This window comes from Geodermatophilus sp. SYSU D00079, assembly GCF_054050635.1.
The window spans coordinates 135,539-159,872 of sequence record NZ_JBJGZS010000005.1; the positions used below are offsets into that span (position 1 = coordinate 135,539).

General features: G+C 74.4%; 21 protein-coding genes. 9 read left to right on the plus strand and 12 right to left on the minus strand.

Translation table 11 applies throughout. The features are described 5' to 3' along the window. Positions 1-61 precede the first annotated feature (61 nt). Positions 62-2,200 (plus strand): SCO7613 C-terminal domain-containing membrane protein, encoded by a 2,139-nt coding sequence (locus tag ACI79E_RS06950; RefSeq protein ID WP_456931793.1) that lies wholly within the window; start codon positions 62-64, stop codon positions 2,198-2,200. Positions 2,201-2,302: 102 nt separating this feature from the next. On the opposite strand, the gene ACI79E_RS06955 is transcribed toward ACI79E_RS06950, so the two are convergent. The 9 genes from ACI79E_RS06955 to ACI79E_RS06995 form a co-directional block, all read right to left on the minus strand. Further along, positions 2,303-2,683 (minus strand): metal-sulfur cluster assembly factor, encoded by a 381-nt coding sequence (locus ACI79E_RS06955; protein WP_456931794.1) that lies wholly within the window; start codon positions 2,681-2,683, stop codon positions 2,303-2,305. Beyond that, complete coding sequence (sufU, locus tag ACI79E_RS06960; RefSeq protein ID WP_456931795.1) at positions 2,680-3,147, minus strand: Fe-S cluster assembly sulfur transfer protein SufU; 468 nt, start codon at positions 3,145-3,147, stop codon at positions 2,680-2,682. Before sufU ends, ACI79E_RS06955 begins: the two co-directional genes overlap by 4 nt. 2 nt (positions 3,148-3,149) lie before the next feature. Beyond that, positions 3,150-4,478 (minus strand): cysteine desulfurase, encoded by a 1,329-nt coding sequence (locus ACI79E_RS06965; RefSeq protein ID WP_456931796.1) that lies wholly within the window; start codon positions 4,476-4,478, stop codon positions 3,150-3,152. After that, positions 4,475-5,248 carry a Fe-S cluster assembly ATPase SufC gene (gene sufC, locus ACI79E_RS06970; RefSeq protein ID WP_456931797.1) on the minus strand — a complete coding sequence of 258 codons (774 nt, stop codon included), beginning with the start codon at positions 5,246-5,248 and terminating at the stop codon, positions 4,475-4,477. Before sufC ends, ACI79E_RS06965 begins: the two co-directional genes overlap by 4 nt. 15 nt (positions 5,249-5,263) lie before the next feature. Further along, positions 5,264-5,608 carry a non-heme iron oxygenase ferredoxin subunit gene (locus tag ACI79E_RS06975; protein WP_456931798.1) on the minus strand — a complete coding sequence of 115 codons (345 nt, stop codon included), beginning with the start codon at positions 5,606-5,608 and terminating at the stop codon, positions 5,264-5,266. 1 nt (position 5,609) lies between these two features. After that, positions 5,610-6,920 (minus strand): Fe-S cluster assembly protein SufD, encoded by a 1,311-nt coding sequence (sufD, locus tag ACI79E_RS06980; protein ID WP_456931799.1) that lies wholly within the window; start codon positions 6,918-6,920, stop codon positions 5,610-5,612. Further along, positions 6,920-8,362 (minus strand): Fe-S cluster assembly protein SufB, encoded by a 1,443-nt coding sequence (gene sufB, locus ACI79E_RS06985; protein WP_456931800.1) that lies wholly within the window; start codon positions 8,360-8,362, stop codon positions 6,920-6,922. The genes sufD and sufB overlap by 1 nt, the downstream gene beginning before the upstream one ends. After that, positions 8,359-9,282 (minus strand): helix-turn-helix transcriptional regulator, encoded by a 924-nt coding sequence (locus tag ACI79E_RS06990; protein ID WP_456931801.1) that lies wholly within the window; start codon positions 9,280-9,282, stop codon positions 8,359-8,361. The genes sufB and ACI79E_RS06990 overlap by 4 nt, the downstream gene beginning before the upstream one ends. A 119-nt stretch (positions 9,283-9,401) precedes the next feature. Then, positions 9,402-11,942: an ATP-dependent Clp protease ATP-binding subunit gene (locus ACI79E_RS06995; protein ID WP_456931802.1), complete on the minus strand. Its 2,541-nt coding sequence runs from the start codon at positions 11,940-11,942 to the stop codon at positions 9,402-9,404. 111 nt (positions 11,943-12,053) lie between these two features. On the opposite strand from ACI79E_RS06995, the gene ACI79E_RS07000 reads away from it, so the two are divergent. After that, positions 12,054-12,965, plus strand: coding sequence for a COX15/CtaA family protein (locus ACI79E_RS07000; protein ID WP_456931803.1), 912 nt, complete (start codon positions 12,054-12,056; stop codon positions 12,963-12,965). A 284-nt stretch (positions 12,966-13,249) separates the two neighbouring features. On the opposite strand, the gene ACI79E_RS07005 is transcribed toward ACI79E_RS07000, so the two are convergent. Then, complete coding sequence (locus ACI79E_RS07005; protein ID WP_456931804.1) at positions 13,250-14,170, minus strand: heme o synthase; 921 nt, start codon at positions 14,168-14,170, stop codon at positions 13,250-13,252. A gap of 343 nt (positions 14,171-14,513) precedes the next feature. Between ACI79E_RS07005 and tkt the strand changes: the two genes are divergently transcribed. The 7 genes from tkt to ACI79E_RS07040 all read left to right on the plus strand — a co-directional run bounded on the left by tkt (position 14,514) and on the right by ACI79E_RS07040 (position 23,485). Beyond that, positions 14,514-16,727, plus strand: a complete 2,214-nt coding sequence (gene tkt, locus ACI79E_RS07010; protein WP_456931805.1) for a transketolase — start codon at positions 14,514-14,516, stop codon at positions 16,725-16,727. A gap of 32 nt (positions 16,728-16,759) precedes the next feature. Next, complete coding sequence (gene tal / locus ACI79E_RS07015; RefSeq protein WP_456931806.1) at positions 16,760-17,860, plus strand: transaldolase; 1,101 nt, start codon at positions 16,760-16,762, stop codon at positions 17,858-17,860. Beyond that, positions 17,857-19,455, plus strand: coding sequence for a glucose-6-phosphate isomerase (locus ACI79E_RS07020; RefSeq protein ID WP_456931807.1), 1,599 nt, complete (start codon positions 17,857-17,859; stop codon positions 19,453-19,455). Before tal ends, ACI79E_RS07020 begins: the two co-directional genes overlap by 4 nt. Before the next feature lie 122 nt (positions 19,456-19,577). After that, positions 19,578-21,095, plus strand: coding sequence for a glucose-6-phosphate dehydrogenase (zwf, locus tag ACI79E_RS07025; RefSeq protein WP_456931808.1), 1,518 nt, complete (start codon positions 19,578-19,580; stop codon positions 21,093-21,095). Between the two features lie 97 nt (positions 21,096-21,192). Further along, positions 21,193-22,290, plus strand: a complete 1,098-nt coding sequence (locus ACI79E_RS07030) for a glucose-6-phosphate dehydrogenase assembly protein OpcA (RefSeq protein ID WP_456931809.1) — start codon at positions 21,193-21,195, stop codon at positions 22,288-22,290. 73 nt (positions 22,291-22,363) lie between these two features. After that, entirely contained in the window at positions 22,364-23,179 is an 816-nt protein-coding gene (gene pgl / locus ACI79E_RS07035) for a 6-phosphogluconolactonase (RefSeq protein WP_456931810.1), read from the plus strand. A gap of 132 nt (positions 23,180-23,311) precedes the next feature. After that, positions 23,312-23,485, plus strand: coding sequence for a hypothetical protein (locus tag ACI79E_RS07040; protein ID WP_456931811.1), 174 nt, complete (start codon positions 23,312-23,314; stop codon positions 23,483-23,485). Positions 23,486-23,566: 81 nt separating this feature from the next. Here ACI79E_RS07040 and ACI79E_RS07045 read toward each other — a convergent pair whose 3' ends face one another. Together ACI79E_RS07045 and secG are read right to left on the minus strand one after the other, a co-directional pair. Beyond that, positions 23,567-23,908 (minus strand): RNA polymerase-binding protein RbpA, encoded by a 342-nt coding sequence (locus tag ACI79E_RS07045; protein ID WP_456931812.1) that lies wholly within the window; start codon positions 23,906-23,908, stop codon positions 23,567-23,569. A gap of 155 nt (positions 23,909-24,063) precedes the next feature. Then, positions 24,064-24,297, minus strand: a complete 234-nt coding sequence (gene secG, locus ACI79E_RS07050) for a preprotein translocase subunit SecG (RefSeq protein ID WP_456931813.1) — start codon at positions 24,295-24,297, stop codon at positions 24,064-24,066. Between the last annotated feature and the right edge of the window lie 37 nt (positions 24,298-24,334).

The following is a 24,334-nucleotide window of genomic DNA, read 5'->3' on the forward strand; positions in this document are numbered from 1 at the left end:
CGGGTGCCGCCCGCGGCCCGGCCCTACCGTGGACCGGACGTCCGGAGGGAGGGGAGCGGCCGTGGACCCTGCGGAGGCACCACCGCTCCCCTACCGGGCGCGCGGGCTGGAGTGGGTGCTCGCGGTCGGTGTCGTGCTCATCGCCACCGCCGGCGCCGGCATGACGGCGCTCTTCGGCGGGGACTGGGCCCGGGTCCTGCTGCTGGGCCTCGCCGTCGCGGCGGCCATGGCCAGCTGGGCCGCCGCGGTCGCGACCCTGCCGCGGTCGGAGGAGGCGCTGGCCGCCGCGGCGGTCGTGCTGACCGCGCTGGGCGCCGACCCGGGCGGCTCGCTGACCTCCGGCGGCCTGGGCCCTCCGGTCACCGTCGGCGCGGTCACCGGCGTGCTCGCGTTCCTGCTGCCCTCGCCGGTCGCCTGGCCGTTGGCCGCCTGGGCCGCCACCCAGGTGGCCGCCCTGCGCGCGGTGGACGGCGCACCGGCGGGATTGCCCGACGTCGCCCTCACCGTCGGCGCGGCGCTGGCCGGACTGGCCACCGCGGGCGCGGCCCGCCCCCTCCTGGCCCGCACCGCCCTGCTGGTCGCGCTGCCCTGGTGGGTCGCCGGCGTCGGTGGCGCCGTCGCGTCCGCCTGGACCGGCGCCGGCCCCGCCCGGTGGCTGCCCGTCGCCCTGACGGTCGCGGCCGCCGCGGCGCTGCTCGCCGCGTCGCAGCGGCGTGAGCTGGGCGCGCCGCTGCGGCCGACGTCGACCGTGGCGGCCCTGTGCGGGATCGCGGTCGGCGCGGCCGTCGGGGCCGCGCTGCACAGCCCCGGCCCGGTGGCCGTCCCGCTGGCCGGCTACCTCGGCGTCACCCTCGCCTCGGTCGCCGCGGCCCTGCTCACCGGCGCCGCCCGCCGGGTGCTGCTGCCCGCGGCGGTGGGCGCCGGCGCCACGCTGGTCGTCCTGTGCCTGGTCCAACTGCTGGCCGACGCCCGCTGGACGGCGCTGTCCTGGCTGCTCGCGGTGACCGCCGCGGCCAGCCTGCTCACTGCGGCGCTCCGGCGGGACGAGCGGCCGCGGGCACTGCCGGCGGCGGTCGTGTGCGGCGGCCTCGCGGCGCTGTGCACGATCCCGGACGGCGGGCTGGGTGGGCCGCGCGGCGCCGCCGTCGTGCTCACCGGCCTGTACCTGGTCGCCCTCGCCGGCGGCCTGGGCCTGGAGACGCGCACCCGGCGGCCGACCGTGGCCGCCGCGGCGGCCTGCGCGGTCGGGGCGGCCGCCCTGCTGGTGGTCCTGCGCCTCCGCGGTCAGCTGGCCCTGCACCTCGCCGTCCAGGGGGCCGGCACCTACCTGTGGGCGTGGCTGCTCTGGCGGCGCGCGCGGAGCCGCCGTGCCCGGTGGTCACGCCGGCGCGCCGCCGCGGGGCCGGGTCCGACGGAGGAGGCGACGGCCGGACCGGGCTGGGCGGCCCGGCTGGGGCACACCCTGCTGCCCGCGGCCCGGGCCGTCCGCCAGGGGGTGCGCGTCAGTCGGGACGGCATGCGGCGGGTGCGGCGGAGCGTGCAGGAGGCGATCGGGGTGCCGCCGGCGCCGGTTCCCGAACGCCCCCGGCGGGTCGGGCAGCCGGCGGAGCCCGCCCCGCCTGCCCCGGTCGAGGAGCCGGTCGACGAGGAGACGGCCGCTCCCGAGGTGTCGCCCGCCTGGCGGGCCGGCGCGGCGCAACTGGTGCTGGCGGCGTGGGTCCTGGCCGCCCTCGCCGGCGGGGTGGTCCCCGAGGCCTACTCGCTGCCGGCGGCGCTCGGGCTGCTGATGGCGGCCGGACCGCGGCTGGCGTCGGGGAGGTCGGCGCCCACCTGGGGACCGGGGTTGTGGGTCGCCGCGGCACCGTCGGTCGCCTGGGCGGTGGGGGCGCCGGGCAGCACCCGGCCGCTGCTGGTGTTCGTCGTGGCCGGCGCCGTCATGGCCCTCGGCGCCTGGCGGTCGGTCCGCGCCCCGGTGGTGGCCGGCGCCGCCACCGCCGTGACCCTGGCCCTCGGCCTGCTCGCGGTGCAGCTGCCGCTGGCGGTCGGCAGCGGGCTCGTCGTCGGCGTCAGCCTGCTGGCCGTCGGCACCTGGCGCGAGGTGGTGCTGCGCCGGCGCCGGCGCGAGCGGGAGTCCGACGACGGCACCACCCCGGCCGACCGGTCCGACGGCTTCCGCCGCCGCGTGGCCGCGATGCGCTGATCCCGCGACCGACGTGACCGCCCCCTGGGCACGCACGCAGCGACGGCCCCTCTGCAGGGTCCCGCGCCGAGCGTGCGAGGCGTGGGGGGCAGAGGGGTCCTCTCAGACGCGGAAGCCCAGCGCCCGCAGCTGCTCGCGACCGTCGTCGGTGATCTTGTCCGGACCCCACGGCGGCATCCAGACCCAGTTGATCCGGATGTCGTCGACCAGCCCGGGGCCGGGGCCGCCGGTCAGCGCCTGGCGGGCCTGGTCCTCGATGACGTCGGTCAGCGGGCAGGCCGCCGACGTGAGGGTCATGTCGATGACGGCCACGTTCGAGTCGTCGACGTCGATGCCGTAGACCAGGCCCAGGTCGACGACGTTGACCCCGAGCTCGGGGTCGACGACGTCGCGCATGGCCTCCTCGACGTCCTCGATCAGCGCCGACTTGTACGGCGGCAGCTCGGCCGCGTCCGCGGTCGTGTTCTCGGTGGTGTCGCTCATGACTGACCTCCGGTCGGGGCGGCGGACAGGGCCCGTGCGGACGCGTCCTTGAGGGCCATCCAGCTCATCAGCGCGCACTTGATGCGGGCCGGGTACTTGGACACGCCGGCGAACGCGACGGCGTCCTCCAGCTCGTCCTCGAGCTTCTCGGCGACGGCCGCGTCGCCCTTGCTCTGCATCAGCGTCATGAAGTGCTCGCCGGTCCCGAGCGCCTCGGTGACGGTCTTCCCGATGACCAGGTCGTACATCGCCGACACCGAGGCCTGGCTGATCGAGCAGCCCATGCCCTCGTAGGAGACGTCGGCGAGCCGATCGCCGTCCAGGTGCACGCGCAGGGTCACCTCGTCACCGCACGTCGGGTTGACGTGGTGCACCTCGGCCTCGAACGGCTCGCGCAGACCGCGGCCGTGCGGGTTCCGGTAGTGGTCCAGGATGATCTCCTGGTACATCGACTCGAGCTGCATGCTCAGCCCACCTCCACCGGGGAAACGCCGAAGAACTCCTGGGCCTTCCGGATGGCGTCGGCCAGGGCGTCGATGTCGTCGTACCCGGTGTGCACGTAGAACGTGGCCCGCGTCGTGGCGGGGACGCCGTAGCGCCGCACCACCGGCCAGGCGCAGTGGTGGCCCACCCGGACCTCGACGCCGAGGTCGTCGAGGACCTGCCCGACGTCGTGCGGGTGGACGCCCTCGACGGTGAAGGAGATCGCGCCGCCGCGGGCCACGGTGTCGGGCGGGCCGATCACGGTGACGCCCGGGATCTCGGCCAGCTTCTCCAGCGCGTACGCGGTGAGGGCCTCCTCGTGCGCCTGCACCTTGTCCATGCCGAGCGCCTGCAGGTACTCCACGGCCGCGGCCAGCCCGATCACCTGCGCGGTCATGGGCACGCCGGCCTCGAAGCGCTGGGGCGGGGGCATGAAGGTGCTGCCCTCCATGCGCACGACCTCGATCATCGAGCCGCCGGTGAGGAACGGCGGCAGCGCGTCGAGCACCTCGTACCGGCCCCAGAGGACGCCGACGCCGGTGGGACCGAGCATCTTGTGCCCGGAGAACACCAGGAAGTCCGCGCCGAGGGTGGTGACGTCGACCGGCTGGTGCGGCACCGACTGGGCGCCGTCGACGAGGACGAGCGCGCCGACGGCGTGGGCGCGCTCGACGATCTCACCCAGCGGGTTGATCGTGCCCAGGATGTTCGACTGCTGGGTGACCGCGACGAGCTTGGTGCGCTCGTTGACCACGGTGTCGAGGTCGCAGAGGTCCAGCCGGCCGTCGTCGGTGAGGCCGAGCCAGCGCAGCGTGGCGCCGGTGCGCTCGCACAGCTGCTGCCAGGGCACCAGGTTGGCGTGGTGCTCCATCTCGGTCACGACGATCTCGTCGCCCTGACCGACGGCGTACCGGCGGAACTGCTCCTCCTTGGCGGTGTTCGCGTTGGAGAGCGCGTAGGCCACGAGGTTGATCGCCTCGGTGCTGTTGCGCGTGAACACGACCTCCTCGGCCGGGGCCCCGATGAAGGCCCCGATCGTGGCGCGGGCCGCCTCGTACCGGCCGGTGGCCTCCTCGGCCAGCTGGTGCGCGCCCCGGTGCGGGGCGGCGTTGCAGGTCTCGTAGAAGTCCCGCTCGGCGTCGAGGACGCTGCGCGGCTTCTGCGAGGTGGCCCCGGAGTCCAGGTAGACCAGCCGCTTCCCGTCGCGCACGGTGCGCGACAGGATCGGGAAGTCCGCCCGGATCGCCTCGACGTCCAGAGGCAGGGGCGCCTTCTGCGCCCCTGTACCGGGACGCGAGACGGTCTGGGTCACGCCGATGCCACCTCCGTCGAACCCTTCACGTAGGCCGCGTAGCCCTCGTTCTCCAGCTTCTCCGCGAGCTCGGGGCCGCCCTCCTCGACGATCCTGCCGGCGACGAAGACGTGCACGAAGTCAGGCTTGATGTAGCGCAGGATGCGGGTGTAGTGGGTGATCAGCAGGACGCCGACCTCCCCCTCCGCGCGGGTGCGGTTGACGCCCTCGGAGACGATCCGCAGCGCGTCGACGTCGAGGCCGGAGTCGGTCTCGTCGAGGATCGCGATGCGCGGCTTGAGCAGCCGCATCTGCAGGATCTCGTGGCGCTTCTTCTCGCCGCCGGAGAAGCCCTCGTTGACGTTGCGCTCGGCGAACGCCGGGTCCATCTCCAGGCCGGCCATCTCGGTCTTGACGTCCTTGACCCAGGTGCGCAGCTTCGGCGCCTCACCCTGGACGGCCGTGGCGGCGGTGCGCAGGAAGTTCGACACCGAGACGCCGGGGACCTCGACCGGGTACTGCATGGCGAGGAACAGGCCGGCGCGGGCCCGCTCGTCGACGCTCATCGCGAGGACGTCCTCGCCGTCGAGGGTCACCGTGCCACCGGTGATCGTGTACTTCGGGTGACCGGCGATCGAGTACGCCAGGGTGGACTTCCCCGACCCGTTCGGCCCCATGATCGCGTGGGTCTCACCGGAGCGGACGGTCAGGTCGACACCGCGGAGGATCTCCTTGGTGTCGTCGCCCTCCCCCACGGTGACGTGCAGGTCGCGGATCTCCAGCACGGACACTTGTCTTCTCGCTCCTCAGTTGCGGGCCGCGGGGACGGAGGCGTCGACGTCGACCAGGACGTCGTCGCCCTCCACCCGGACCGGGTAGACGGGCACCGGCTCGGTGGCCGGCAGGTTGGTGGGCTGGCCCGTGCGCAGGTCGAAGCACGACCCGTGCAGGTAGCACTCGATGGTCGGGGCGCCGTCGAGCTCCTCGACGTCACCGTCGCTCAGCGGGACCTCGGCGTGCGAGCAGAGGTCCTCGATCGCGTAGACCTCGCCCGCGAAGCGGACCACCGCGACGTCGACATCGGCCAGCTCGACCCGCAGGGAGCCGTTCTCCGGCACCTCCGAGAGCGCGCAGAGCCGCTCGAACGCCATGTCAGGCCTCCACCGGCTGCTCGGCCAGCGCCGGCAGGGCACCGAGGCGCGCCTCGATGGAACCCATCAGGCGGTCCTGCAGCTCCGGCAGGCCGATGTGCTGGACGACGTCGGCGAAGAAGCCACGGACGACCAGGCGCCGGGCGGTCTCGGCGTCGATGCCGCGCGAGCACAGGTAGAACAGCTGCTCGTCGTCGAACCGGCCGGTGGCGCTGGCGTGGCCGGCGCCGACGATCTCACCGGTCTCGATTTCCAGGTTCGGCACCGAGTCGGCGCGGGCGCCGTCGGTGAGTACCAGGTTGCGGTTGAGCTCGTAGGTGTCGGTGCCGGTGGCCGCCGGGCGGATCCGGACGTCACCGACCCACACCGTGTGCGCCTTCTCGCCCTGCAGCGCGCCCTTGTAGAGCACGTTGCTGGTGCAGTTGGGCACCGCGTGGTCGACCCACAGCCGGTGCTCCTGGTGCTGGGTCTCGTCGGCGAAGTAGACGCCGAACAGCTCCGCCGTCCCGCCGGGGCCGGCGTACTGCACGTTGCTCACCAGCCGGACGAGGTCGCCGCCGAGGGTGACCACGACCTGCTTGACCGTGGCGTCGCGGCCGATGACGGCGTCGAACTGGCCGCCGTGGACCGCCCCCGGCGCCCAGTCCTGCACCGACACGAGGGTGACCTGGGCGCCGTCCCCGACGAGGACGGCGACGCCACCGGAGTACCGGGCCAGGCCGCTGTGGTCGAGGACGACGGTCGCCTCGGCGAACGCGCCGACCTCGACGACCAGCTGGCCCCACACGACGTCGTCGGAGCCGGTGCCCGACAGCCGCAGGGTGACCGGGCGGTCCAGCTGCGCCTCGGCCGGCACGCGGACGACGGCGGCGCCGCCGCTGCGCTGGCGGGTGAGCGCGGCGAGCCGGTCGACCGGCTCGGGCAGGCCCTTGAGCAGCGGGTCGTCGGCGTCGACGCGGGTCAGCTCGACGCCCTCGGGCAGGTCGGTCTCCCACTGCAGGTGGGCGTCGGACGGCGCCCCCTGCAGCAGCGGGCGGATCCGGCGCATCGGGGTGAAGCGCCAGTCCTCCTCCCGGCCGGTCGGCTCGCCGAAGGCGTCCGGGTCGGTCGAGGTGAACCGCTCGGCCGGGGAACCGGTCGGCACCGGGCCACCGTGCGAGTGCGCGCCGGGGCCGGCCTCACCGGCGGTGGCGGTGCCACTGGCCGGGGTGGTCGGCGGCCCGGCCTGGGCGCCGACGCCGGGGGCGAACAGCTCGCCGGCGAGGCCGCCGGTGGTTTCGACGGTCGTGCTGGTGTTGTCGGGGGCTGACATCAGCCGACGGCACCTTCCATCTGCAGCTCGATGAGGCGGTTGAGCTCGAGGGCGTACTCCATGGGCAGCTCGCGGGCGATCGGCTCCACGAAACCGCGGACCACCATCGCCATCGCCTCGTCCTCGGTCATGCCGCGGCTCATGAGGTAGAAGAGCTGGTCCTCGCTGACGCGGGAGACCGTCGCCTCGTGCCCCATGGCGACGTCGTCCTCACGGACGTCGACGTAGGGGTAGGTGTCCGACCGGCTGATGGTGTCGACCAGCAGCGCGTCGCACTTCACCGTGGACCTCGAGCCGTGCGCGCCCTCGTCGATCTGGACCAGGCCGCGGTAGGAGGTGCGGCCGCCACCGCGGGCCACCGACTTCGACACGATCGTCGAGGAGGTGTTCGGCGCGGCGTGCACCATCTTGGCGCCGGCGTCCTGGTGCTGGCCCTCACCGGCGAAGGCGATGGAGAGCACCTCGCCCTTGGCGTGCTCGCCGGTCATCCAGACCGCCGGGTACTTCATGGTGACCTTGGACCCGAGGTTGCCGTCGACCCACTCCATGGTCGCGCCCTCGTGGGCGATCGCCCGCTTGGTGACCAGGTTGTAGACGTTGTTCGACCAGTTCTGGATGGTCGTGTACCGGCAGCGGGCGTTCTTCCTGACGATGATCTCGACGACCGCGGAGTGCAGCGAGTCCGACTTGTAGATCGGCGCGGTGCAGCCCTCGACGTAGTGCACGTAGGCGCCCTCGTCGACGATGATCAGCGTCCGCTCGAACTGGCCCATGTTCTCGGTGTTGATCCGGAAGTAGGCCTGCAGCGGGATCTCGACGTGCACGCCCTTCGGCACGTAGATGAACGAGCCACCCGACCACACCGCGGTGTTCAGCGCGGCGAACTTGTTGTCGCCGGACGGGATGACCGAGCCGAAGTACTCCTTGAAGAGGTCCTCGTGCTCCTTGAGGGCGGTGTCGGTGTCGAGGAAGACGACACCCTGCTCCTCGAGGTCCTCGCGGATCTTGTGGTAGACGACCTCGGACTCGTACTGGGCGGCGACACCGGCGACCAGCCGCTGCTTCTCGGCCTCCGGGATGCCCAGCTTGTCGTAGGTGTTCTTGATGTCCTCGGGCAGCTCTTCCCACGACGTGGCCTGGGCCTCGGTGGAGCGCACGAAGTACTTGATGTTCTGGAAGTCGATGCCCGACAGGTCCGAGCCCCAGTCGGGCATCGGCTTGCGGTCGAAGAGCTTGAGGGCCTTGAGGCGGCGCTCGAGCATCCACTCGGGCTCGTTCTTGCGGCGGGAGATGTCCCGGACGACGTCCTCGGACAGACCCCGTCGCGCGGAGGCACCGGCGACGTCGGCGTCAGCCCAGCCGTACTGGTACCGGCCGAGCTGCTCGATCTGCTCGTCCTGCGTCAGCGGCGCGCTGGTCACCGGCTGCTGGGTGCTGGTCATACGGGCGTCCTCTCCCGGTCGTACGTGTGGGTGGAGCTGGTGGACGGTGCGGTGCGCGTGGTGGCCGTCGTCGGCCGCGCTCCCCGCTCGCCTGGTACAGGGCGCGCGGGGCCCGATCTGTTCCCCGCGCGGGTGTGAGCAAGGCCCCCACCCTCCTCACCCCTCGCGCGCTCGGGGTGAGCCTCGGGACGGGGTCGACGAGCGACGTCCGCCCCCACCCGGACCGGGCCCGGGATGTGGGTGGTGCAGACGCCGTCGCCGTGCGCGATCGTGGCCAGCCGCTGGACGTGGGTGCCCACCAGCCGGCCGATCACCGCCGTCTCGGCCTCGCACAGCTGCGGGAACTCCGCCGCCACGTGCGCCACCGGGCAGTGGTGCTGGCAGAGCTGCCCGCCGCTGGAGATCGCCGAGGCCGAGGCAGCGTAGCCCTCGGCCGTCAGGGCCGCGGCGAGCACCTGGGCCCGGTCGACGGTGCCGCTCGCGGCGGCCTGCTCGACGGCCGTGGAGCAGCGCTCCTCGAGGCCGGACAGCTGCGCCTCGGCGACCGCCCGGACGGCGTCGGGACCGCCGGAGGCGGCCACGTACCGCAGCGCGGTCAGCGCGAGGTCGTCGTAGGCGTGCGGGAGGTGCGCGCGCCCGGCGTCGGTGAGGTGGAACAGTCGCGCGGGCCGGCCGCGACCGCGGCGGGCGCCCGGCGTCGGCCGCTCCTCGACCCGGCCGGTGGCGACCAGCGCGTCGAGGTGCCGGCGGACGGCGGTCGGTGAGACACCGAGCCGCCCGGCGAGCTCGGTCGCGGTCTGCGGCCCGTGCTCCAGCAGGAGTGCGGTGACGCGGTGCCGCGTGCGCCCGTCGTCGGCGGTCGCCGACGACCGGGGCGAGGGCACCGGGGCCCTGCCGGTCGGCACGTGGTCGCTTTCCACAACACAAGTGTTGCCTATTTCAGGAGGACCGCAAGCAAGGGGGACCTAAGTCCCGGCTCGCCGGGACCCTCGCCCGTGGGCGGCGGCGCGGGTCCGGCCGCCGCCCTGTGACGAAGCCCTCACCCCGTCGTCGACGGGGTGGCGTCGGCGGGCTCGTCGACAGCGAAGTCCAGCGCGCCGTCCCGGACGCCGACGACCACCCGGCGGCCACCGCCCAGCCGCCCGTCCAGCAGCAGGCGGGCGAGGGGGTTGTCGACCTCCCGCTGGATCGCGCGGCGCAGCGGACGAGCGCCGAACTGCGGCTCGAAGCCGCGGTCGGCGATCCAGGCGACCGCCTCGTCGGTGAAGGTGATCTCGATCCCCTGGGCCGCCAGCCGGCGGTGGGTCTCCTCCAGCAGCAGCCGGGTGATCCGGGCCAGCTGCCCGGGCTCCAGCTGCGCGAAGACGACGATCTCGTCGATGCGGTTGAGGAACTCCGGCCGGAACGACTCGCGCAGCCGCCGCATGAGGCGGTCGCGCAGCCCGGCGTCCGCGGCCGCGTCACCGCCGCTGCCGAAGCCCAGCGGGGTGTTGCGGCCGACGATCAGCTCCGACCCCAGGTTGCTCGTCATGATCAGCACGGTGTTCTTGAAGTCGACCGTCCGGCCCTGCGAGTCGGTGAGCCGGCCGTCGTCCAGCACCTGGAGCAGGGTGTTGAAGACGTCGGGGTGGGCCTTCTCCACCTCGTCGAGCAGCACCACCGAGTAGGGCCGGCGGCGGACCGCCTCGGTCAGCTGGCCGGCGTCCTCGTAGCCGACGTACCCGGGCGGGGAGCCCACCAGCCGGCTGACGGTGTGCCGCTCCTGGAACTCACTCATGTCCAGCCGGATCATGCGGTCCTCGTCGCCGAACAGCGCCTCGGCCAGCGCCCGGGCCAGCTCGGTCTTGCCGACGCCGGTCGGTCCCAGGAACAGGAAGCTGCCGATCGGCCGGTCGGGGTCGCCGAGGCCGACGCGCGAGCGGCGCACCGCCTCGGCGACGACCCGCACGGCGTCGTCCTGGCCGACGACCCGCTGGTGCAGGTGCTCCTCCAGCTGGAGCAGCCGCTGCATCTCCTCCTGGGTGAGCTGGTTGACCGGGATGCCGGTCGCGCGGGAGACGACCTCGGCGATGTCCTCCACACCGACCTCGGGGATGCCCGGCTGGCCGCCCCCGGTCCGCGCCTGCTCCAGCCGCGCCTGGGCCGCCGCGAGCTGGTCGCGCAGCTCCGAGGCCCGCTCGTACTGCTCGGCGGCGACGGCCTGGTCCTTCTCCCGCTGCAGCCGCTCGACCTCCTGCTCCAGCCCGCGCAGGTCGGTCGGGGGCGTGCGCACCCGGCGGCGGACCCGGGCGCCGGCCTGGTCGATCAGGTCGATCGCCTTGTCCGGCAGGTGCCGGTCGGACATGTAGCGGTCGGAGAGCTCGGCCGCGGCCCGGATCGCGTCGTCGGTGAAGCGCACCTCGTGGTGGGCCTCGTAGCGGTCGCGCAGGCCGCAGAGGATCTGGACGGTGTCCTCGACACTGGGCTCGGCCACCAGGACCGGCTGGAAGCGCCGTTCCAGCGCGGCGTCCTTCTCGATGTCGCGCCGGTACTCGTCCAGCGTGGTCGCGCCGATGATGTGCAGCTCGCCGCGGGCCAGCGCGGGCTTGAGCATGTTGCCCGCCCCGCCGGAGCCCTCCGAGGCGCCGGCGCCCACGACGGTGTGCAACTCGTCGACGAAGACGATCACCTCGTCGCTGTGCTCCCGGATCTCGTCGACGACCTTCTTCAGCCGCTCCTCGAAGTCGCCGCGGTAGCGGGTGCCGGCCACCAGACCGGTGAGGTCGAGCTCCACGAGTCGCCGTCCGCGCAGGGTCTCGGGGACGTCCCCCTCGACGATCTGGGCGGCGATGCCCTCGACGATCGCGGTCTTGCCCACGCCGGCCTCACCGATGAGCACGGGGTTATTCTTCCGCCGCCGGGAGAGCACCTCGACGGTCTGCTCGATCTCCGCCTCGCGGCCGATGACCGGGTCGATCTGACCGTTGCGGGCCATCTCGGTGAGGTCGCGGCCGTACTCGTCGAGCGTCGGGGTGGACGACGGCGGCCGGCCCCCTCCCCCGCCGCCGGCCGTGGGCTGGCCACCGCCGCCCATCGCGGCCTGCTGCAGGCTCTCCGGGGTCACGCTCAGCGAGCGCAGCAGCCGGCCACCGGGCGAGTCCGGGTTCACGGCGACGGCGAACAGCAGGTGCTCCGGCCCGATGTAGGTGGACCCCAGGGCGCGGGAGACCCGGTGGGCGTCCAGCAGCGCCCGCTTGGCCGCCGGCGTGAGGGACGGCGGCTCCGGGCGCGGCTCCCCGCGGGGCGGCTGCCCCTCCAGCTGGGCGCGCAGGCCGTCGGGGTCGGCGCCGGCCCGGGCGAGCAGCTGGCGGGTCCCCTCGTCGCCGGTCATCGCCCACACCAGGTGGTCGGTGTCCAGGTCGGCGCTGCCCGTCGCGACGGCCTGGCGCGCCGCGGCGTTCACCAGCTCGCGCGCCTGCTGGCTGAGGAACTGGGTGATGTCCACGCGCTGACGTGCGGCGCGCTGCTCCCCGCCCAGGTATCGCGAGAAGAAGTCGTCGAAGGGGCTCCCGTAGGGGCCGGGGAAGAAACCGCTGGTCATGGAGATCCGTCCGGGAGGCACTGTCGCTGTCCCGGCTCCCCTACCCCCGAGCGCCCGGGATCACCTCTGGCACGGCCGGGGAGGCGCGCGGTGACCGCCTAGCATCGGCACGTGCCGGTCTCCCCTGCTGTCGTCTCGCGCCTCGCGCTGGCCAACGCCGTCGCCAACGGCGCCATCGTCGTCACCGGCGGAGCCGTCCGGCTGACCGGTTCCGGCCTCGGCTGCCCCACCTGGCCGCGGTGCACCGACGACAGCTTCGTCGCCACCCCGGAGCTCGCCGGGCACGGCGTCATCGAGTTCGGCAACCGGCTGCTCACCTTCGTGCTCGCCGCCGTGGCGATCGCCACCGTCGTGGCGGTCTTCCGCTCCACCCGCCGCGACCTGCGCGGGCTCGCCGTCCTCGCGTTCCTGGGCATCCCCGCGCAGGCGCTGCTCGGCGGGGTCACCGTGCTCACCGGGCTGAACCCGTGGACCGTGGCCGCGCACTTCCTGGTGTCCTCGGTGCTCGTCGCGGTCACGACCGTGCTGTGGCTGCGCTCGCGGGAACCCGGCGTCGGCCAGCTGCTGGTCCGCCGTCCGTTCGCGCTGCTGGTGAGCGGGATCGCGGTGGCGACCGCCGCAGTCCTGGTGCTGGGCACGGTGGTGACCGGCAGCGGCCCGCACAGCGGCGACCCCGGCGCCGGCCGCACCGGGTTCGACCCCGAGCTGGTCAGCCAGCTGCACGCCGACTCGGTCTTCCTGCTGCTCGGTCTGACGATCGCGCTGCTGGTCGCCCTGTACGCCACCGACTCGCCCGGCCGCCTCCGGCGGGCGACCCGTGACCTGCTGGTCGTGCAGCTGGCCCAGGGGGTGGTGGGCTACGTGCAGTACTTCACCGACCTGCCGGTCGCCCTCGTGCTCCTGCACATGCTGGGCGCGGTGCTGACCACGGCGTTCACCGCCCGCCTGGTGTGGTCGGTGCGCGGCCCGGCGTCCGAGCTGCCGCTGGACGCCCCCTCGGTCCCCGCGTCCGCCACCCGCTGACCCCCGGCCCACCCCCGCGAGGCCCGCGCGACTCCGGGGGAGTCGCCGCCCGGAGCCGCCCGTCAGGCGCACCTCCGGGGAGGTGGCTGCCCCGGTGCCCCGGCCGGCGACCCGGCCGATCGAGGCGGGGACGGAGGTCAGCCGGGGTGGACCGGTCGCGGGGGCCCGGAGCGCCTCCCGGCCGCGACACGGGCAGCGACCCAGCAGGGGACGGCACCTGCCCGCGGTGCGGTCCGGAGGACCGCGGGTGCCGTCGCGGTGCGGTCCGGAGACCGCGGCGACGATCAGACCAGGACGTCGACGATGATCGCGACCGACAGCAGGGTCATGTACGTGATCGAGATGTGGAACAGCTGCATCGGCTTGGTCTCGGCCCCGGCGCGGATGCGGCGCAGCAGCCGGTGGGCCTCGATGGCGAACCACAGGCCGAGGGCGGCCGCGGCGGCGGTGTAGATCCAGCCGATGCCGAACCCGTCGGCGACCGGCCAGAGCAGCAGCGAGACGGCGACGGTGAGCCAGGTCCAGACGACGGTCTGCCGGCCGACGGACAGCGCGGAGGCCACCACCGGCAGCATCGGGACGTCGGCGCGGGCGTAGTCGGCACGGAACCGCATGGCCAGCGCCCAGAAGTGCGGCATCTGCCAGCAGAAGACGACGGCGAAGAACACGACCGCGGGCCAGGCCAGCGAGCCGGTGACCGCGGCCCAGCCGATCAGCACCGGCGCGGCTCCCGGCACCCCGCCGAACTCGGTGCTGCGGCGGGTGTAGCGCTTGAACACCATCGTGTACAGGACCGCGTAGTAGACGATGGCGGCCAGCGCGAGCACCGCGGCCAGCAGCGTCGTGGTGGTGGCCAGCAGCCCCACCGACACGACGGTGAGCACGAGCCCGAACACCAGGGCGGCGCGCGGGCTGACCTCGCCCATCGGCAGCGGCCGCCGCTCGGTGCGGTGCATGAGCCGGTCGATGTCGCGGTCGTACCAGCAGTTGAAGACGTTGGCCGCGCCGGCGGCGAGGGTGCCGCCGACCATCGTGGCGATCAGCAGCCGCCAGGAGGGCCAGCCGCCGGAGGCGAGCATCATCGCCGGCAGCGTGGTGACCAGCAGCAGCTCGATGATCCGCGGCTTGGTCAGGGCCACGTAGGCCCGCACGGTGTTGGAGAGGCGACGGGCCTGGAGGGCCGGGCGCTCCGACAGCGCGGTCACCGCGAGGCCTCGGGTGCGCAGGCACACGGGCAGGGCACCACCGGGCACCTGGACAGCACGAGGTCCCTTCCGAGAGGGGACGGGAGAACGGACCAACTGTAGCCCGCGGCCACCGCCGGCACGGGCGGGCATGACTAGGGTCTCGTCACGTTGGTGCTGCGCATGCAGCGGGTAGGGCCGACGTCGACGACGACGGTGCGTCCAGGTCCGGTGCGACGGGCCACGGGCACGCGGAACGCCCGGTCGCTGGAGCCGCGCACCGTCGTCCGCCCGCGGTCGGTTGGTCTCCACCGGTCGTCCCGGGCGGTCCCGCACAGGCCGACCCCGAGGGAGCACCCGCAAGATGGGAACCAAGAGCACCGCGTCCGAGGCCCCGGCCGAGGCGGCGTCCGACGCGCCGACCGGCAACCCGGCCCAGCCCTCCCCCACCCTGCCCGAGGACTTCGGCGACCTCGACCGTCGCGCCATCGACACCGCCCGCGTGCTGGCGATGGACGCCGTCCAGAAGGTCGGCAACGGCCACCCGGGGACGGCGATGAGCATGGCCCCGACCGCGTACCTGCTGTTCCACAAGTGGCTGCGGCACGACCCGAGCGACCCGCAGTGGGTGGCCCGCGACCGCTTCGTCCTGTCGATGGGGCACTCGAGCCTGACCCTCTACGTCCAGCTGTACCTGTCCGGGTACGGCCTGGAGCTCGAGGACCTGCAGGCCCTGCGCACGTGGGGCTCGAAGACCCCCGGCCACCCCGAGGTCAACCACACCCCGGGCGTGGAGACGACGACCGGGCCGCTCGGCCAGGGCGTGGCCAACGCGGTCGGCATGGCGATGGCGGCCCGGCGCGAGCGCGGCCTGCTCGACCCCGACGCCCCCGAGGGCCAGAGCCTGTTCGACCACACGATCTGGGCCTTCGCCTCCGACGGCGACCTGGAGGAGGGCGTCAGCGGCGAGGCCTCCTCGCTGGCCGGCACCCAGAAGCTCGGCAACCTGGTGCTCGTCTACGACGACAACCGGATCTCCATCGAGGACGACACGAACGTCGCCTTCACCGAGGACGTCGGCAAGCGGTACGAGGCCTACGGCTGGCACGTCCAGCACGTGGACGACGGTGAGGACCTCGCCGCGGTCGACGCCGCCTTCGCCGCCGCCAAGGCCGAGACCACCCGGCCCTCGATCATCGTGCTGCGGACGATCATCGCCTGGCCGGCGCCCAACAAGCAGAACACCGGTGCCGCGCACGGCTCCGCGCTCGGCGAGGACGAGGTCCGGGCGACCAAGGAGATCCTCGGCTTCGACCCCGAGCGCACCTTCGAGGTCGACGACGAGGTGCTGGCCCACGCCCGCTCGGTCGTCGAGAAGGGGAGGACCGAGCACGCCGAGTGGCAGCAGCGGTTCGAGGCGTGGCAGCAGGCCAACGGCGAGGCCGCGGCGCTGCTGGAGCGCATGACCACCCGCACGCTGCCGGAGGGCTTCGCCGCGCAGCTGCCGTCCTGGGACGCCGACCCCAAGGGCGTGGCCACCCGCAAGGCCTCCGGGGAGGTGCTCGCCGCCCTGTACCCGGTGCTGCCCGAGCTGTGGGGCGGCTCGGCGGACCTGGCGGAGAGCAACAACACCGCGGTGAAGGGCGAACCGTCGTTCCTGCCCGCCGACCGGCAGACGAAGATGTGGTCGGGCGGCCCGTACGGCCGCACGCTGCACTTCGGCGTCCGGGAGCACGCCATGGGCGCGATCATGAACGGCATCGCCCTGCACGGCGGCACCCGCGTCTACGGCGGCACGTTCCTCACGTTCTCCGACTACATGCGCGGCGCGGTGCGGCTGGCCGCGCTCATGCAGCTGCCGGTCACCTACGTGTGGACGCACGACTCCATCGGCCTGGGCGAGGACGGCCCGACCCACCAGCCGATCGAGCACTTCGCCGCGCTGCGGGCCATCCCCGGGCTGGACGTCGTCCGGCCCGCCGACGCCAACGAGGTGGCGGTGGCCTGGCGGACGATCCTGGAGAACAACGACCGGCCGGCCGGGATCCTGCTGTCGCGGCAGAACCTGCCGGTGTTCGACCGCGGCGAGTTCGCCTCGGCCGAGGGCGTGGCCCGCGGCGCGTACGTGCTGGCCGAGGCGTCGAGCGGCACCCCGGAGGTGATCCTGCTCGGCACGGGTTCCGAGGTGCAGATCGCCGTCGCCGCGCGCGAGCGGCTGGAGGCCGACGGCGTGCCGACGCGGGTCGTGTCGGTGCCCTGCGTCGAGTGGTTCGCCGACCAGGACCAGGCCTACAAGGACGAGGTGCTCCCGCCCACGGTCCGCGCCCGGGTCAGCGTCGAGGCCGGCGTCCCCATGGGCTGGCGCGAGTTCGTCGGCGACGCCGGCCGGATCGTCGGCCTCACCCACTACGGGGCCAGCGCCGCCTACAGCGTCCTGTACGAGGAGTTCGGCCTCACCGACGAGGCGGTCGTCACCGCGGCACGGGAGAGCATCGAGGCGGCGCGGTCGGGCGCCGCCGTCCCGGCCGGCCCGGTCCCGGCCACCGGCGGCCTGCCGCACCCCACCGGCGACCGCTGACCTGCACCACCCCAACCAGAGAGGGGCCTGACATGGCACAGAACGAGAAGCTGGCCGAGCTGTCGGCGGCCGGGGTCGCCGTCTGGCTCGACGACCTGTCCCGCGACCGGATCCGCACCGGCAACCTGCAGTCGCTGGTCGACGAGCACTCCGTCGTGGGCGTCACGACCAACCCGACGATCTTCGCCGCGGCGATCAGCGGGTCGGAGTCCTACGACGACCAGCTGCACGCCCTCGCCGTCCGGCAGGTGAGCGTCGAGGAGGCCCTGCGCACGATCACCGCCTCCGACGTCCGCGACGCCTGCGACCTGCTGGCGCCGGTCGCCGAGCGGCAGCCCGGCGACGGCCGGGTGTCCCTGGAGGTCGCGCCGGGGCTGGCCCACGACACCGACGCCACGGCCGCCGAGGCCGCGCACCTGTGGTGGCTGGTGGACCGGCCCAACCTGTTCATCAAGATCCCGGCGACCGAGGCCGGCCTGCCGGCCATCACCACCTGCATCGCCCGCGGCATCAGTGTCAACGTCACCCTCATCTTCAGCCTTGAGCGGTACCGGGCGGTCATGGACGCCTACCTGGCGGGCCTGGAGCAGCGGGTGGCCGACGGCGGTCCGCTCGACGGCATCGCGTCGGTGGCGTCGTTCTTCGTGTCCCGCGTGGACTCCGAGATCGACAAGCGGCTGGACGAGGCCGGCGCCGACGCCTCGCTCAAGGGCAAGGCGGCGCTGGCCAACGCCCAGCTGGCCTACCAGGCCTACGAGGAGGTGTTCTCCTCCGACCGCTGGAGGGCCCTGGAGGCGAAGGGTGCCCGCCCGCAGCGGCCGCTGTGGGCGTCGACGGGCGTGAAGAACCCCGAGTACGCCGACACCCTCTACGTCAGCGAGCTCATCGCCCCCGGCACGGTCAACACCATGCCGGAGAAGACCCTCATGGCCTACGCCGACCACGGCAGCCCGGGCACCCCGGTGCAGAAGACCTACGACGAGGCCGCGGCGGTCATGCAGTCCATCAGCGACGCCGGCGTCGACCTCGACGACGTCTTCCGGGTGCTGGAGGACGAGGGGGTGCAGAAGTTCGTGGACTCCTGGGACGAGCTGACCGAGTCGGTGCGCACCCAGCTCCAGGACAAGGCGTGACCTTGCGCTTCTCCTGCGCCGGGCTCGACGTCCCGCAGGCCGTCCGCACCCAGCTGGCCGACGACGACGTCGCCGGCCGGCTGGTGCGCAAGGACCCCACCCTGTGGGGCCCGGAGGCCGAGGGCGAGGCGTCGGTCCGGCTGGGGTGGCTGGACCTCCCGGCCACGTCGCGGGAGCTGCTCCCGCGGCTGGCCGCGCTGCGCGCCGAGCTCCGGGCCGAGGGCCTGGACCGGGTCGTGCTGTGCGGCATGGGTGGGTCCTCACTGGCCCCCGAGGTGGTGTGCCGCACCGCGGGCGTCCCGCTGGTCGTCCTGGACACCACCGACCCCGGCGCCGTCGCCGCGGCGCTCACCGACCTCGACCGCACCGTCGTGGTGGTCAGCTCCAAGTCCGGCGGCACCGTGGAGACCGACAGCCACCGGCGCGCCTTCGTGGACGCCTTCGCCGCGGCCGGGCTGGACGAGCAGCAGATCGGGGCGCGGTTCGTCGTCGTCACCGACCCCGGGTCCCCCCTCGCGGAGACGGCGGCGGCGATGGGCGCCCGCGCGGTCTTCCTCGCCGACCCCACCGTGGGCGGGCGCTACAGCGCCCTCTCGGCGTTCGGCCTGGTGCCCGCGGCGCTGGCCGGCGCCGACGTCGCCCCGCTGCTGGAGGACGCCGCCGACCTCGCCGAGCACCTGACCGAGCCCGGCAACCCCGCCCTGGAGCTCGGGATCGCGCTGGGCGCGGGCTTCCGCACCGGCCGGGACAAGGTCGCCCTCGCCGAGGGCGGCGAGAGCGCCGCCGGGTTCGGTGACTGGGCCGAGCAGCTCGTCGCCGAGTCCACCGGCAAGCAGGGCCGAGGGCTCCTCCCGGTCGTGCTCGAGTCCGCCGACGCACCGGGCGCCACGGACCCGGACACCCTGCTGGCCGTGGTCGACGGCGACCCCGTCGAGCCGGGGCCCTCGGTCGGTGTCCGCGGCCCGCTGGGCGCCCAGTTCCTGGGCTGGGAGTACGCGACGGCGGTCGCCGGGCACCTGCTCGGCATCAACCCGTTCGACCAGCCGAACGTGACCGAGAGCAAGGAGAACACCCAGCGGCTCCTGGCGGCCGGGCTGCCCGACGACAAGCCGGTGGCCACCATCGGCGCGGTCGAGCTGTACGCGCACGGCGACCTGCTCGACCAGGTCGACCTGAGCCTCCACGACGGCGTCCGCCTGGCGCTGGACGCGCTGATGGCCGCCGTCCCGCCGCGCGGCTACCTCGCGGTCATGGCCTACCTGGACCGGGAGCGCGACGCCCGCGCGGCGGAGCTGCGCGCGGCGCTGGCCACCCGGAGCGGGCACGCGGTCACCTTCGGCTGGGGCCCGCGCTTCCTGCACTCCACCGGCCAGTACCACAAGGGCGGGCCGCAGACCGGCGCGTTCCTGCAGCTCACCGGGGTCCTCGAGCTCGACCTCCCGGTGCCCGACCGGCCCTACAGCTTCGGCACCCTGCAGGCCGCCCAGGCCGCCGGCGACCGCCAGGCGCTCGCCGACCGCGGCCGGCCGCTGCTCCGCCTGCACCTGACCGACCGGGCGGCCGGCGTCGGGCAGCTGCTCGACGCGCTGCGCTGACCGGTGTCGGCCAGGATCGGGTTCCCGGGGTGCGGTCCAGGGCCGCACCCCTGCTCCACCCCACCGGACGGTCCACCGCCGCGCCGGCCGGCGGGCCCGCACTCAGACCTCGAGGACGGACGATGATCTCCAACCCGCTACGGGACCCGCGGGACCGGCGGCTGCCCCGTGTGCCCGAGCCGTGCGCCCTGGTGGTCTTCGGCATCACCGGCGACCTGGCCCGCAAGAAGCTGCTCCCGGCGGTCTACGACCTGGCCAACCGGGGGCTGCTGCCGACCAACTTCGCCCTCCTGGGCTTCGCCCGGCGCGACTGGGGCGACCAGGACTTCGCCGAGCTGGCCCGCGAGGCCGCCCGCAAGGCGGCCCGCACGCCGTGGCGGGAGGAGGTCTGGGAGCGGCTGGCCGGCAGCGTCCGGTTCGTGCAGGGCTCCTTCGACGACGACAACGCCTTCGACCAGCTCGCCGCCACCCTGGGCGAGCTCGAGGGCACCCACGGCATCGGCGGCAACGCGGCGTTCTACCTGTCCATCCCCCCGGCGATGTTCCCGGTCGTGCTCAAGCAGATGCAGCGCACCGGAATGGCCGACAGCACGGCCGACCGCTGGCGCCGGGTGGTGGTGGAGAAGCCGTTCGGCACCGACCTGCCCTCCAGCCTGGAGCTCAACGCGCTGGTCGACTCGGTGTTCAGCGCCGACGACGTGTTCCGCATCGACCACTACCTGGGCAAGGAGACCGTCCAGAACCTGATGGCGCTGCGGTTCGCCAACACCCTGTTCGAGCCGGTCTGGAACGGCCACCACGTCGACTCGGTGCAGATCACGATGGCCGAGGACGTCGGGATCGGCGGGCGGGCCGGGTTCTACGAGGAGACCGGCGCCGCCCGGGACGTGCTGCAGAACCACCTGCTGCAGCTGCTGGCGCTCACCGCGATGGAGGAGCCGGTCGAGTTCTCCGCCGAGGAGATCCGCACCGAGAAGCTCAAGGTGCTGCGGGCCATCTCGCTGCCGGAGGACCTCGGCACCTTCGCCGTCCGCGGCCAGTACGAGCAGGGCTGGCTGGCCGGCCAGCGGGCCACCGGCTACCGGCAGGAGGAGGGCGTCGACCCGCACTCCACCACCGAGACCTACGCCGCCGTGCGGCTGGGCGTCGAGACCCGCCGGTGGGCCGGGGTGCCGTTCTACCTGCGCACCGGCAAGCGCCTGCCGCGCCGGGTCACCGAGATCGCGCTGGTGTTCAAGCAGGCGCCGCACCTGCCCTTCGCCGCCACCGACACCGAGGAGCTGGGCAACAACCAGCTGGTCGTGCGGGTGCAGCCCGACGAGGGGGTCACCCTCAAGTTCGGGTCGAAGGTCCCCGGCAGCGTCATGGAGGTCCGTGACGTGTCGATGGACTTCCTCTACGGCGAGCAGTTCACCGAGGCCAGCCCCGAGGCCTACGAGCGGCTGCTGCTCGACGTCCTCCTCGGTGACGCCACGCTCTTCCCGCGCAACGCCGAGGTCGAGGCGTCGTGGGCGGTCATCGACCCGCTCGAGGAGTTCTGGGCCGGGACGACGCCGCAGCCCTACCGGGCCGGCGAGTGGGGCCCGCGGGCGGCCGACGAGATGCTCGCCGCCGAGGGACGCCGGTGGCGGCGGCCGTGACCCTCCTCCACGAGAACGCCCCGCTGCGCTCCACGGCCCCCCGGGGGCCCCGGAGCACCCGCGCAGCCGGTACAGCCACCCGACCGGAGGAGACCCGATGACGACCCTGTGGGACACCACCGGCTCCGCGGTGGTCAAGGAGCTGGCGGCGCAGCGGCGCACCGGCGGCGCCGTGCTCTCCGGCGTCGCGCTGACGCTGGTCGTCGTGGCCGACGAGGGACGGGTCGCCGAGGCCGAGGAGGCCGCGACCGCAGCCGCCGAGCAGCACCCCTGCCGGCTGCTCATCGTGGTCCGCCGGCAGATCGAGGCGCCGGCCCCCCGGCTGGACGCCGAGGTGCTCATCGGTGGCCGCCTGGGCCCCGGCGAGGCGGTGGTCATGCGGATGTACGGCCGGCTCGCCCTGCACGCCGAGTCGGTGGTGCTGCCGCTGCTGGCCGCCGACGCGCCGGTGGTCACCTGGTGGCACGGCACCCCACCCGAGCGCCTGGCCACCGACGCGCTGGCCGTCATCGCCGACCGGCGGATCACCGACAGCTCCCTGGCCGACGACCAGCTGGCGGCGCTGCGGACCCGCGCAGCCGACTACGCCCCGGGCGACACGGACCTGTCCTGGACCCGCAGCACGCCGTGGCGGGCCACGCTCACCTCGACGCTCGACTCGGTGTCCGGCCGCCGCGGCGACGTCGTCCGGGTCCACGGCGGGTGGGTCGAGGGCCAGCCGGGGCACGCGACCGCGCAGCTGCTGGCCGGGTGGCTCAGCGCCCGGTGCGGGTGCGAGATCGGCGTCGCCGAGGCCGACCGGCGGCCCGGCCCCAGCGGGGTCTCCTCCGTCGTCCTGCAGCTGGACCAGGACGAGGAGGTGCGGGTCACCGCGGACCGGCGCGGCGGCGCGGTCATCTCCCAGCCGTACCGGCCCGAGGCGATGGTGGCGCTGCCCGACCGTCAGCTCGGCGACCTCGTGGGCGAGGAGCTGCGCCGGCTGGACCCCGACGAGCCCTTCGCCGAGGCCCTGGAGGCCACGACCGGGGTCCAGGGGCTGAGCGAGCGCTCCGAGGTCCGCGAGCACGTGTGGTTCGACCCCGCGGAGGTCCAGGGCGGGGACGGCGACCCGCTGCCGACCGTGCCGCTGACCTCCGAGGGCGCCGACGAGGTGGCCGAGCACGGGGAGCACGACACCGAGCAGGTGCACCAGTGACCGCGCTCGCGAGGTCAGCGAGGGGTAGAGCCGCCCGGGGGACCGACCGGCCGGGTGCCAGCGGAGCGGGGTCGTGAGCCTCCCGCCGGGCGACCGGGTCGCCGCCGGGCTGGCCGACGGGGACCGCCCCGTGGCCGACGTCGTCATCGAGCCCGACGCCGACCGGCTGGCCCGCGCCGTCGCCTCCGCGCTGGTGGCCCGGCTGGCCGCAGCGCAGGCGGTGCACGACACCGCCTCGGTGGTCCTCACCGGCGGCGGCATCGGCACCGCCGTCCTCGAGCGGGTCGCGGCCCTGGCCGCCGAGCCGGAGCGCGAGCGGGTCGACTGGACCGCGGTCGACGTGTGGTGGGGCGACGAGCGGTTCGTGCCCGCCGGCAGCGACGAGCGCAACGAGACCGGCGCCCGCCGGGCGCTGCTGGAGCCGGTCGGCGTCCCGGCCGGCCGCGTGCACGCGATGCCCGCCTCGGACGCCGGCTTCGCCGAGCCGGAGGAGGCCGCCGCCTGGTACGCCGAGCAGCTGGCCGCGGCCGCACCGGAGGGTCAGGCCCTGCCGCGCTTCGACCTGCTGCTGCTCGGCATGGGCCCGGAGGGCCACGTGGCCTCGATCTTCCCGGAGTCGCCGGCGGTGTCCGACGACCGGCTCGTGGTGGCGGTGCGCGACTGCCCGAAGCCACCGCCCACGCGGGTCAGCCTCGGGTTCACCGCGATCAACTCCGCCGAGGAGGTCTGGCTGCTGGTCTCCGGTGAGGGCAAGGCGCCGGCCGTCGCCGCGGCCCTGCGCTCCGGCGCGGCCCCGCAGCAGCTGCCGGCCGCCGGGGTGCACGGACGGCGGGCCACCCGCTGGCTGCTGGACGCCGCGGCCGCCGGCGGGCTCACCACCCCCGGGTAGCGGCCGTCGGCCCCTGGCTGAGGCGGGCCGGGGCGGGCACACTGCGGGTCGGGCCCGAGCAGACGGCACCAGCGGACCTCGAGACGACGGCGGCCCCTCCGCCGCGGTCCCGAACCCGACCACGGAGTCCCCATGACCAGCTCCGCACCGACCACCCGTCGTCCGGTCCCGGGCGCGCTCCTGCCGTTGCCCGCCCGGGCAGCCGCGGAGCCCGTGCGCCGGCACCGTGGCTGCTTCTGGGACCACGAGCAGGCCGGCTGGGTCGCCTACACCCCGGTGCCGCTCCCCCGCCCGGCCCAGGACTGAGCACGACAGGACCCGGCGCCCGGCCAGGCGGCCGGGGCGCCGGGTCGGCAGCCGGGGACCCCTCGCGCGGGAGACGGGCTCTCAGGCGCCCCGGCGGGCGCGCAGCTTGGCGAGGGCCTCCTCGAGCAGCGCGTCGCCGTCGGCGTCGCTGCGCCGCTCGCGCACGTAGGCCAGGTGGGTCTTGTAGGGCTCGGTGCGGGGTGCCGGCGGCGGGGCCGCCTGGTCCTGCCCCGCGGGGAGGCCGCACCGGGGGCAGTCCCACGTCTCGGGCACCTCGGCGTCGAAGGCGAAGGCGACGCGGGTCTCGTGGCCCTGCGTGCACCAGTAGCCCACCCGGTGCCGTGGCGCGGCCTCACCGCGCTCGGCCTCGCCCATCGGCCCTGCACCGACCCGGGTGCCCCGGATCGCGTTCCCACCAGCCACGAGTGCCCCCTGTATCCCAGCGGTCTGCGGCGGCCACTGCCGCGCGGGCAGTCTATGGGGAAGACGTCGCGATGTCGGTCACGTTTTCCGCGCGAACGCCCTGTTCCGGGACCCGGGCCCCCGGCAGGGGGCCTCGCGAGCGCGTCGAGGCGCCCTCAGACCTTGAGCAGGATCCCGAGGCCGACGACGCAGATCGCCCAGATCAGGCCGGTGAAGACGGTCAGCCGGTTGAGGTTCTTCTCGACCACGGAGGACCCGGACAGCTGCGAGGACACCGCGCCACCGAACATCGAGGACAGGCCCCCGCCCTTGCCGCGGTGCAGCAGGATCAGCACCACGAGGAGCACGCTGGTGAGCACCAGCAGGAGGTTGAGGACCAGCTCGATCATGTCCCGAGGGTAACCGACCGGCCGCGGACCCCCGCCC

What these genes read in the sequence shown, in the direction of transcription:
- ACI79E_RS06955 (WP_456931794.1), bottom strand. Translation starts at nt 2,683, where the DNA reads ATGAGCGACACCACCGAGAACACGACCGCGGACGCGGCCGAGCTGCCG.
- sufU (WP_456931795.1), bottom strand. Translation starts at nt 3,147, where the DNA reads ATGCAGCTCGAGTCGATGTACCAGGAGATCATCCTGGACCACTACCGG.
- ACI79E_RS06975 (WP_456931798.1), bottom strand. Translation starts at nt 5,608, where the DNA reads ATGGCGTTCGAGCGGCTCTGCGCGCTCTCGGAGGTGCCGGAGAACGGC.
- sufD (WP_456931799.1), bottom strand. Translation starts at nt 6,920, where the DNA reads ATGTCAGCCCCCGACAACACCAGCACGACCGTCGAAACCACCGGCGGC.
- sufB (WP_456931800.1), bottom strand. Translation starts at nt 8,362, where the DNA reads ATGACCAGCACCCAGCAGCCGGTGACCAGCGCGCCGCTGACGCAGGAC.
- ACI79E_RS06995 (WP_456931802.1), bottom strand. Translation starts at nt 11,942, where the DNA reads ATGACCAGCGGTTTCTTCCCCGGCCCCTACGGGAGCCCCTTCGACGAC.
- tkt (WP_456931805.1), top strand. Translation starts at nt 14,514, where the DNA reads ATGGGAACCAAGAGCACCGCGTCCGAGGCCCCGGCCGAGGCGGCGTCC.
- tal (WP_456931806.1), top strand. Translation starts at nt 16,760, where the DNA reads ATGGCACAGAACGAGAAGCTGGCCGAGCTGTCGGCGGCCGGGGTCGCC.
- zwf (WP_456931808.1), top strand. Translation starts at nt 19,578, where the DNA reads ATGATCTCCAACCCGCTACGGGACCCGCGGGACCGGCGGCTGCCCCGT.
- ACI79E_RS07030 (WP_456931809.1), top strand. Translation starts at nt 21,193, where the DNA reads ATGACGACCCTGTGGGACACCACCGGCTCCGCGGTGGTCAAGGAGCTG.
- ACI79E_RS07040 (WP_456931811.1), top strand. Translation starts at nt 23,312, where the DNA reads ATGACCAGCTCCGCACCGACCACCCGTCGTCCGGTCCCGGGCGCGCTC.
- secG (WP_456931813.1), bottom strand. Translation starts at nt 24,297, where the DNA reads ATGATCGAGCTGGTCCTCAACCTCCTGCTGGTGCTCACCAGCGTGCTC.